General features: G+C 73.9%; 10 protein-coding genes. All 10 read right to left on the bottom strand.

The genetic code is table 11. The features are described 5' to 3' along the window. A partial coding sequence (locus tag DZF91_RS33310) for a chromosome segregation SMC family protein (protein ID WP_147341509.1) occupies positions 1-2,105 on the bottom strand: 2,105 nt, incomplete at its 3' end. A gap of 762 nt (positions 2,106-2,867) precedes the next feature. Continuing rightward, on the bottom strand, positions 2,868-3,065 hold the full coding sequence (locus tag DZF91_RS33305) for a hypothetical protein (protein ID WP_117361021.1): 198 nt from the start codon (positions 3,063-3,065) through the stop codon (positions 2,868-2,870). A 177-nt stretch (positions 3,066-3,242) separates the two neighbouring features. Further along, entirely contained in the window at positions 3,243-3,551 is a 309-nt protein-coding gene (locus tag DZF91_RS33300) for an acylphosphatase (protein WP_117361020.1), read from the bottom strand. 108 nt (positions 3,552-3,659) lie between these two features. Continuing rightward, complete coding sequence (gene mutM, locus DZF91_RS33295; protein ID WP_117361019.1) at positions 3,660-4,604, bottom strand: bifunctional DNA-formamidopyrimidine glycosylase/DNA-(apurinic or apyrimidinic site) lyase; 945 nt, start codon at positions 4,602-4,604, stop codon at positions 3,660-3,662. Then, on the bottom strand, positions 4,597-5,424 hold the full coding sequence (rnc, locus tag DZF91_RS33290) for a ribonuclease III (RefSeq protein WP_235834753.1): 828 nt from the start codon (positions 5,422-5,424) through the stop codon (positions 4,597-4,599). The genes mutM and rnc overlap by 8 nt, the downstream gene beginning before the upstream one ends. A 293-nt stretch (positions 5,425-5,717) precedes the next feature. Then, complete coding sequence (gene rpmF, locus DZF91_RS33285; RefSeq protein ID WP_117361018.1) at positions 5,718-5,897, bottom strand: 50S ribosomal protein L32; 180 nt, start codon at positions 5,895-5,897, stop codon at positions 5,718-5,720. Position 5,898: 1 nt separating this feature from the next. Further along, a complete protein-coding gene (locus DZF91_RS33280; RefSeq protein WP_117361017.1) occupies positions 5,899-6,426 on the bottom strand; it encodes a YceD family protein in 528 nt (175 codons plus the stop codon). 301 nt (positions 6,427-6,727) lie between these two features. Further along, positions 6,728-7,207, bottom strand: coding sequence for a pantetheine-phosphate adenylyltransferase (gene coaD / locus DZF91_RS33275; protein WP_117361016.1), 480 nt, complete (start codon positions 7,205-7,207; stop codon positions 6,728-6,730). A 231-nt stretch (positions 7,208-7,438) separates the two neighbouring features. Continuing rightward, positions 7,439-8,893 carry a penicillin-binding transpeptidase domain-containing protein gene (locus DZF91_RS33270; RefSeq protein ID WP_117361015.1) on the bottom strand — a complete coding sequence of 485 codons (1,455 nt, stop codon included), beginning with the start codon at positions 8,891-8,893 and terminating at the stop codon, positions 7,439-7,441. 57 nt (positions 8,894-8,950) lie between these two features. Then, positions 8,951-9,514, bottom strand: a complete 564-nt coding sequence (gene rsmD, locus DZF91_RS33265; RefSeq protein ID WP_117361022.1) for a 16S rRNA (guanine(966)-N(2))-methyltransferase RsmD — start codon at positions 9,512-9,514, stop codon at positions 8,951-8,953. Positions 9,515-9,583 lie beyond the last annotated feature (69 nt).

Raw genomic sequence — 9,583 nt, 5'->3', positions numbered from 1 at the left:
GCCTCGGCGAGGTCGGCGGCGCCGCGCTCCGCCGCGGTCTCGGCGGCGGCGAGGTCGGCGGTCGCCTCGTCCAGCGTGGCGCGCATCTGCAGGATCGACTGCGCGCCGCCCGCGCCGCCGCCCAACGCCCAGTGCGCGCCCACCAGGTCGCCGTCGCGCGTGACGACGCGCAGCGACGGGTGCGTCCGGACGAGCTTGGCCGCGGACGTCACGTCGTCGGCGACCGCGACGTCCCGCAGCAGGAACTCCATCGCCGGACGCACTTCGCCCGGGACGGTCACCGCGTCGATCGCGTAGTCGATGCCCGGGAACCGCTCGGCCGCCTCGGACGCCGCGGCCGGACCGCCGATCAGCAGCCCGGCGCGTCCCGCCTCCTTCGCGCGCAGCAGCGACAGCGCGGCCTCGGCCGTGTCGAGCGAGCCGACCGCGATCGCCTGCGTCGCGTCGCCGAGCGCGGCGGCCACGGCCGTCTCGTACCCGGGACGGACGGTCAGCAGCGACGCGACCGTGCCGAGCACGCCGTCCAGCCCGGACGCCAGCAGCGCCTCGCCGCCGTCCGCCGCCGACGCGAGCGTCAGCTCCAGCGCCTCGATGCGCGCCTGCAGGGCGGCGACCCGCTTCTGCGCGGCCTGGTCGGCGGACCGCGCCGCGGACACCGCGGCGCGCGCGTCCCTGAGCGCCTGGCGCGGCAGGTCCACGGCGGCGCGCGCGGTCTCGGCGGTCTCCTTCGCGGCGGCCAGCAGCTCCTGCGCCGACTCGTGCTCGGCGGCGAGCGCCGGGTCCTCCACGACCTCGGCCTCGAACGCCTCGAACTCCTGCTGCGCGGTCGCGGCGCGCTGCTCGGCCTCCGCGCGCGCGGCCGACAGCCGCCCGATCTCCGACTGCCCGGCCTGCGCCTTGCTGCGCAGCGCCTCGACGCGTCCGCGCAGCCGGGCCAGTTCCTCGCGGCGGTCGGCGGCGGCGCGCGCGGCGGACTGCAGGCGGCGGTCCTCGGCGTTCAGCGCCTCCTCGGCCCCCGACCGCTCCTGCACCGCGTCGGCCAGGCCGTCCTGCGCCTCCTCCAGCGCCGCGCGCAGCATCTCCTCCTGCTCGCGGATCGCCGCGGCCTCGCGCTCCATGTCCTCGGGGTCGCGACCGCGCCGCTCCTCGTCGCGCGCCTCGGCCGCGTTGCGGTGCCGCTCGGCGGCCAGGTCGGCGACGCCGCGCAGCCGCTCCTTCAGCGACGAGAGCTGGAACCACGTGTCCTGGACGAGCGCCAGCCGCGGCGCCTGCTCGGCCTCCTCGGCCTCCAGCACGCCCTCGCGCTCCTGCGCCGCGGCGAGCGCGCGCTCGGTCTCGACCCGGCGCTCGCGGATCTGCGCCTCGTCGGCCGCCTCGCGCTCCAGCCTCGTCCGCAGCGTGACCAGGTCGTCGGCGAGCAGCCGCAGCCGGGCGTCGCGCAGGTCGGCCTGGATGGTGGCGGCGCGGCGGGCGATCTCGGCCTGCCGGCCGAGCGGCTTGAGCTGGCGGCGCAGCTCGCCGACCAGGTCCTGGACGCGGGTGAGGTTGGCCTGCATCGCGTCCAGCTTCCGCAGCGCCTTCTCCTTGCGCTTGCGGTGCTTCAGGACGCCCGCCGCCTCCTCGATCACCGCGCGGCGGCCCTCCGCCCCGGCGTGCAGCACGCGGTCGAGCTGGCCCTGGCCGATGATGACGTGCATCTCGCGGCCGATGCCCGAGTCCGACAGCAGCTCCTGGATGTCCAGCAGCCGGCACGAGTCACCGTTGATGGCGTACTCCGACTGGCCGGACCGGAACATCAGCCGGCTGATGGTGACCTCGGTGTAGTCGATCGGCAGCGCGCCGTCGGAGTTGTCGATGGTCAGCACGACCTCGGCGCGGCCCAGCGGCGGGCGGTTCGCGGTGCCCGCGAAGATCACGTCCTCCATCTTGCCGCCGCGCAGCGACTTGGCGCCCTGCTCGCCCATCACCCAGGCGAGGGCGTCCACGACGTTGGACTTGCCGGACCCGTTCGGGCCGACCACGGCGGTGATGCCGGGCTCGAACCTCAGCGTGGTCGACGACGCGAAGGACTTGAAGCCGCGCAGGGTCAGTGTCTTCAGGTACACGCGCTCGCCGTCCTCCTCCGGGTTCGCGGTCGGGGAGCGGACGCCGGTGCGCGCCGGGACGCCGCCCCGGGCGGTCGCCTCACGCGGTCGCCCGGAGTCCGCCGGCGCGCGGTCCACCGCCGTGCGCCGAACCCGACGGCCGGTGCGGACGGTGCCGGGCGGCCCGCTCACCCCCGTGGCCCGCCGGGCGGACGCCCGCGAGCCTGTCGAACCCTACCGGGAGAGGACGCCGCCACCCCGCATCCGCACGACCGTTCCCCGCCGAACGCGCCCGGATCGCCCGTCGGGCACACCCGAGCGACCCGTCGGGCACACCCGAGCGACCCGTCGAGCAGGCACGAGTGCCCGTCAAGCGGGCACGAGCGACGTGTCGAGCAGGCACGAGTGACACGTCGAGCGGGCCCGAATGACATCGGGGCACGTCCCGGCGACCGCCGGACGCGATCCGAGGGGGCGTCGTCCCAGGGCGTCATCGTTCGGGGACGTCGAACGCTCGCCCGTCGGCGCCGGACATGCCATGATCGGTCATGTCCGGCGGGGCGTCGTCCCCGGGTCGCGGGCAGCCCTGAGGCACGTCCGGCGACCGGACGTGCCTGGGAGACCACCGCGGCCGTCGAGCCGGAATCAACCGTTACAGAACGGACGAAACCCGCCCCGAAAAGGGGCGGATGTCCCGGCCGGGACTGCCGCACAACGGGCAATGAACAAGGGACGCCACGTGCTGGGCGTCCCTGATTCCGCCGACGTGAAAAGCGGCGCCGATCAGGTCAGCGCCGGTTCACGGTCCTTCACTGCGAGCGATACCATGTCGCCCTCGGCGGCCGTCGCGAGCGCGTCGTTCTCCTCCTGGAGCCGGACGAGCTCGGCCTCCAGGTCACGTACGCGCTGCTGCAGGCGCCGCATCTCCGCGACCATCCGGGGGTCGGGACCGCCGACGTGGCCGAGTAGAGCCTTCGCCATGACTAAGGGTCCTCCACGCTGAGTAACCAGCAGGAATCGCGCACGGGAAGCAACTGGACTCGGTGCGCGTATCACTAGAGTCGCACCGGCGCGAGTCCTGGTCAAGACGGACATCACAGGCCGGTAACAACCTGTCGTCCCTAGTTTAGCAGGATCAAACCGGAATTCCCTACCCGGTCAGCGTTCCTCGAAACTGGAGGCCCCGCCGCGCGGCTCGCCCCAGCGCTCCACCACCCCGGTCACGCGTCCCGGACGTGCGGGAACCCCCGTTTCGGGCGTGGCGTCCGGGCGCAGCATCCCCAGCAGCCGGTCACAGGCGGTACGCGGGCCCTCGGCGTTCACTTCGACCCGGCCGTCCCTCAGGTTGGACGCGCTTCCCACGAGCCCCAGCTCCAACGCGCGGGCGCGCACCCACCAGCGGAATCCGACGCCCTGCACGTGGCCCCGCACCCAGGCGGTCAGCCGCACGTCCGGTTCGTCCGACATCTCCGGTCCTCCCCGTTCTCTGTCTCCGGCCCGCCGTCCCTGCGCCCGGGCCCTGCCGACCGGGTCGCCCCGGCCCCCGTCGCGGCCGTCCCGCAGCGGCCCGAAGTCTCAGTAGCGTGCCCGGCGCGGGCGCGGTTGGCACTTGGGACAGCTGAAGGACGACCGGTTCATGAACTCGTCGCGGCGGATCGGCGTGCCGCAGCGGCGGCACGGCTCGTCCCGGCGGCCGTAGGCGTCCAGCGACCGCTCGAAGTACCCGCTGTCGCCGTTGACGTCGACGTACAGGGCGTCGAACGACGTCCCGCCGACCGCGAGCGCCTCGCTCATCACCTCGCGCGCGGCCTCCAGCACGCGGGCCGCCTCGGCGCGGGTCATCGTCTCGGTGGGACGCGCCCAGTGCAGCCGCGACCGCCACAGCGCCTCGTCGGCGTAGATGTTCCCGACGCCGCTGATCAGCGACTGGTCGAGCAGCGCCCGCTTGATGCCGGTGCGCCGCCGCCGCAGCGCGGTGAAGAACGCCTCCTCGTCGAAGGCGTCCTCCAGCGGGTCGGGCGCGATGTGCGGGACCGGCGCGGGCACCGGGTCGCCCGCACGGGACGGGACGACGTCGGCGACGAGCAGGTGCCCGAAGGTGCGCTGGTCGACAAAGCGCAGGTCCTGGCCGCCGTCCTCGAACGTCAGCCGGACCCGCAGATGCTTGTGGCGCTCGCGCTCCGGCTCCCCCACCAGAAGCTGCCCGCTCATCCCCAGATGGGCGAGCAGCGCCTCGGTCGGCTCGGCCTTCGCCTCCCCGGCCTCGTCGGTGCCGCCGGACGTGTCCGTACTGCCAGGAGCGTCGGCGCCGTCCGGGAGGAGCGGCAGCCACATGTACTTGCCGCGCCGCCGCGGCGGGGCGACGACGCGTCCGGCGAGGCGGCCCGCGAAGTCGGCCGGGCCCTCCTCATGGCGCCGGACGGCGCGCGGGTGCAGGACCTCGGCGGACGCGATCCGCCGACCGGTGATCCAGCGGTCCAGCCCGCGCCGGACGACCTCGACCTCGGGGAGCTCAGGCACCGGCGACAGCGGCGGTCGCGCCGCCCTTCCCCTCGCCGTTCCCGCCGGCCCGGCCCTTGCCCTCGCCCTCGCCCTTGTCCGCCTCGTTCTCGCCGGCCCCGCCCTCGCGCCGGACGACGGTCTCGCGGATGGCGTGCCAGGCGGCCTCGGCGGCGTGCTGCTCGGCCTCCTTCTTGGAGCGGCCCTCGCCGGAGCCGTAGGCCGTGCCGCCGACGCGCACCGAGGCGCGGAACGTCTTCTGGTGGTCGGGGCCGGACTCGGCGACGTGGTACTCCGGGACGCCCAGCTCTTCAACGGCGGTGAGCTCCTGGAGGGAGGTCTTCCAGTCCAGACCCGCGCCGAGGCCCGCCGAGCGGGTGATCAGCGCGTCGAACAGCCGGTGCACCAGCGCGGACGCCTCGTCCAGGCCGCGGTCGAGGTAGACCGCGCCGATCAGCGCCTCGAGCGTGTCGGCGAGGATGGACGACTTGTCCCGCCCGCCGGTGCCCTCCTCGCCCCGGCCGAGCCGGATGTGCGGGCCGACGCCCAGCTCGCGCGCGACGCCCGCGAGCGCGCGCATGTTCACCACGGCGGCGCGGAGCTTGGCGAGCTGGCCCTCGGGCAGGTCCGGGTGGCCGCGGAACAGGGTGTCGGTGACGACCAGGCCGAGCACCGAGTCGCCCAGGAACTCCAGCCGCTCGTTGGTCGGCAGGCCGCCGTTCTCGTAGGCGTAGGAGCGGTGCGTCAGCGCCCGCTCCAGCAGGTCGGCCGAGACCTCGACCTGCAGCGCCGAGGTCAGCTCGGCGCGATCCGGGATGGGACGGTCCTTCTTGCCGCTCACAGGCCCTCCTCGCCTGGCGTGGCAGCCGTGTCGGGCTGCCCGTGGACGGCGCGCGCGGCGGCGGGGAGGCGACGGAGGTCCGTCCGCGAAAGCGAGGTGCGCGCCGGTGGGAATGTTCCCGGCGTGCACCACGGCTCCGGGCGCTGGCCTCGGCCGGTCACCGCGTCGGCGCGGCGCGCCGGGGTGGCCGGTCCCCGGCCGTGCGGCGGGCGCCGGCACGGGTCTCGGGGAACCGCGAGGGGGCGGTCGCGTTCACACGCGAGACCGCCCCCCGGTACGACGAGTTCAAGCCGTCAGGCCGACGGCGCGATGACCTGCCGGCGGTCGTAGGTGCCACAGGTCTGGCACGCGGTGTGCGGCAGCTTGACGTCACGGCAGGTCGGGCACTCGACCAGGGTCGGGGCAGCGGTCTTCCACTGCGAACGACGGTGCCGCGTGTTGCTGCGCGACTTCTTCCGCTTCGGGACGGCCACTTCAGCCCTCCTGCTTTCCTTCTCGTAGGTCGATGGAACCGAGCGCCGCCCACCGGGGGTCGGCGGCGTCGTGGTGGTGGTCGGGCCCGGCGTCCGCCAGCCGTACACCGCACTCCGGACACAGGCCGGGACAGTCGTCCCGGCACAGCGGCGACAGCGGCAGCTGGAGCACCACCGCGTCCCGGAGCACCGGCTCGAGGTCGAGCAGGTCGTCCTCGAGGCGGAGCTCGTCGTCGCCTGCGTTCCCACCGGAGCGGGTGTCAGGATAAACGAAGAGCTCCTGGAAGTTCGCCTCGAAGTCCGAGGCGATCGGATCCAGGCAGCGTGCGCACTCCCCCTCGAGGGGTACCCGTGCCGTTCCGGTGACGAGCACGCCTTCGAGCACCGCCTCGAGCCGGATGTCCAGCTCCATCGGCGCGCCCTCGGGCACCCGCACCATCTCGATGCCGAAATTCTCCGGAGCCGGCACGGTGAGGTGCTCCCGCCGCTCGGACCCGGGCTGCCTGCTGAGGGCTCGGGTGTCGAGCACGAGCGGGCCGCGCGCGGGTTCGTTGCGAGTCAGAGCTTTCCTGCTTTCGTGAGGCATGGCGAATCGCGACCGTCGTTCCTGGCCGATGTCCCAGGGTATCCGACCGGCGGCGATAGCCCAACTCAGGGGCCCCGTCCAGCCCGGCCGGGCCGCCGGTTCCGGACACGGCGGACGCCCGGCCGCGCCCGCCGGTCAGGGCGGGCGAAGCCGTTGGTCGGCACGAGCCGAGCCACCGGTCAGCACGGGCGGAGCCGTCCGTCGCCATGGGCGGGCCGTCCGTCAGGACGGCCGGAGCCGCGCGTCAGGACGGGCGGAGCCGTTCGGCCAGGCGCTCGTGGACGAGTTCCGGCACCAGGCCCGACACGTCCCCGCCGAACTTGACGACCTCTTTCATCAGCGAGGACGACAGGTAGGAGTAGAGCGGGTTGGTGGACATGAACAGCGTCTCGACGCCCGCCATCCGGTGGTTCATCTGGGCCATCTGCAGCTCGTACTCGTAGTCGCTGACCGCGCGCAGGCCCTTGACGATCATCGGGATGTCGTTCACCCGGCAGAAGTCGACCAGCAGGCCGTGCCAGGAGTCCACCCGGACGTTGCCGTACTCCTCGGTGACCTCGCGGAGCAGCTGCATCCGCTCGTCCACGGAGAACAGCCCCTGCTTGGTCTTGTTGATCATCACGGCGACGACCACCTCGTCGAAGAGGCGGGAGGCGCGGCTGATGATGTCCAGATGGCCGTTGGTCACGGGATCGAACGAGCCGGGGCAGACGACACGGCGCACGAGACGGCTCCATCCTTTGGGCGGGGACGACCTGCGGCGCGACCGTACCAAACCCCCCGATACGCTCCCGCGACCGGGGCGCGGCCTCCCCTTCCGCCGCCCGCGCCGCCGTCCGCGAAGCGATCCGCCGGGCGGACCGGCCGGACGACTCGCCGGGCAGATCCGCCGGACGGGTCCGCCGGACGGGTCCGGCGCACGGGTCCGGCGCACGGGCTCCGCACCGGCGGTCGGTCAGCCGCCGAGGGCATCGATGATCTTGGCGGCGATCGGGCCGGACTCGATGCCGTAGCCCGGCGCCTCGGTCATGACGGCGACGGCGTACCGGGGGTTCGCGCCGGGGCCGAAGCCGATGAACCAGCGGTCGTTGTACGAGACGCCCTCGATGTCGGCGGTGCCGGTCTTGCCGCCGCCCACGGACGTCCCCTGCAGCGACTTGCCCGTGCCGGACCGCACGACCTCCCCCATCATGTCCCGTAGCTGGGCCGCCTGGTCGGCGCTGAGCGCCTGGCCCATCGACTCGTGGGCGGCGCTCTGGACGACCGAGCCGTCCGCGCCGCGCAGCCGGTTCACCAGGTGGGGCCGCATGACCTTGCCGTCGTTGACGACCGCGGCGGCGACCACGGCCATCTGCAGCGGCGTCGCGACCGTGCTGCCCTGCCCGATGGAGCCGAGGGCGCTGAGCGACGGCTGGTCGGTCCTGGGGAAGGAGCTGACCGCACTGGACAGGCCCCTGTCATACTCGATCTTCTTGGCGAAGCCGAACCTCGCGGCCTGGTCGGCCACCCCGGAGTTGCCGGGCTGCTCGGCCCCCATGAAGGCGAAGGTGGTGTTGCAGGACTGCGCGTACGCCGTGATCAGCGGGATGGACGCGTTGTCGCACGCTCCCCCGATGTCCCCGGCGTCGTTGTTGATCGCCTGCCCCGCGCCGCGCGGGCGGTAGCTGCGCCCGGCCCGGACGGCGCTGTCCTTGGTCGCCCCGCCGGCGAGGCCCGCCGCGGCGACGACGGTCTTGAACGTCGAGCCCGGCGGGAAGAGCTCGCCGGTGGCCTTGCTGAGCAGCGGTTTCAGCGGGTTCTTGTTGAGCCGCTCGAACACCCGCTGCGCCTGCTCGGCGTCCGGGCCGGAGACCTGGTTGGCGTCGTAGGACGGGTAGGACGCCAGGGTCAGGATCGCCCCCGTCCTCGGGTCGAGCGCGACGGCCGCCGCCCGGCGCGCGCCGCTGCCGGCCAGCGCCTGGTAGGCGGCCCGCTGCGCGGCCGGGTCGACCGTGGTCTCGACCGTCCCGCCCGGGACCTTCCGGCCGAGGATGCGGTCGACGAGGCTGGTGGTCTTCAGCCGGGCGTCGGTGCCGTCCAGGATGTGGTTCTCCGAGCTCTCCAGCTGCGTCTGGGAGAACTTCGAGAAGTAGCCGGTGACGGGCGAGAAGACCTCGCTGTCCTTGTACCGGCGCTGGTAGCGGTTCTTGGCGACGGCGTCGGACCAGGCGATGCGCTCGCCGCCCGCGACGATCGGCCCGCGGGCGATCGCGTCGCGGTCGGCGAACTGGCGGGTGTTCAGCGGGTCGTCGCGCAGCGACTGCGCCTGGAACCCCTGGACGTAGGTGATGTTCACCAGCAGCGCCAGCACCATGACCAGGGTGATCACCCAGGTCCAGCGCAGCGCCTTGTTCGTGCTCCCGGAACTCATCCGGACCCCCGTCCCCCGAGCTCGCTCCGCGGCTCAGGGTAGCCGGGGGCCCGCCCCTCACCCGGTGGCGCGCCCGTACCAGAAGACGGCTTCGCCGTATCGACGGTCACGTTCGGGCATATACCCCGATGGCCACTCCACAGCCGGGGACCGGACGGATCGTTCGACGGCGATCAGCGCGTCCTCCGCGAGCCAGCCGTTGTCGCGCAGGGCGTCCAGCAGGCCGGCGACGGCCGCGTCGGCGAGCGCGTAGGGCGGGTCGGCGAAGACCAGGTCGTACGGCTCGCCGGGGGCGGTGCGCACGACGCGCTCGACCTTGTCGGCGACGACCTTCGCGCCGGGCAGCTTCAGGGTCTCGACGTTCTGCCGGACGACCTTCACCGCGCGCGGATGCGACTCCACCAGCAGCGCGTGCGCGGCTCCCCGCGACAGCGCCTCCAACCCGACGGCCCCGGACCCGGCGTACAGGTCGGCCACGCGCAGCCCGTCCAGCGGTCCCAGCAGCGCCTGGACGGTCGAGAACAGCCCCTCCCGCGCCCGGTCGCTGGTGGGCCGGGTGTCCCGTCCCGCCGGAACCGCCAACCGCCGTCCGCCCGCACTTCCCGCGATAACCCTGCTCACGGGACCAGGGTAGGGCCGCCGCGGCGGGCGGAGCCGCCGGGCGCCGGCCCCGCCCGGCGGCTCGTCCGG

The sequence above is a fragment of the Actinomadura logoneensis genome, assembly GCF_003428695.1.
Lineage (GTDB): Bacteria > Actinomycetota > Actinomycetes > Streptosporangiales > Streptosporangiaceae > Spirillospora > Spirillospora logoneensis.
This window is presented reverse-complemented; position numbering and strand designations above follow the sequence as displayed.

Coding starts and splice junctions, on each gene's coding strand:
- DZF91_RS33300 (WP_117361020.1), bottom strand. CDS start 3,551: ATGTCGGACGAACCGGACGTGCGGCTGACCGCCTGGGTGCGGGGCCAC.
- DZF91_RS33270 (WP_117361015.1), bottom strand. CDS start 8,893: ATGAGTTCCGGGAGCACGAACAAGGCGCTGCGCTGGACCTGGGTGATC.
- DZF91_RS33305 (WP_117361021.1), bottom strand. CDS start 3,065: ATGGCGAAGGCTCTACTCGGCCACGTCGGCGGTCCCGACCCCCGGATG.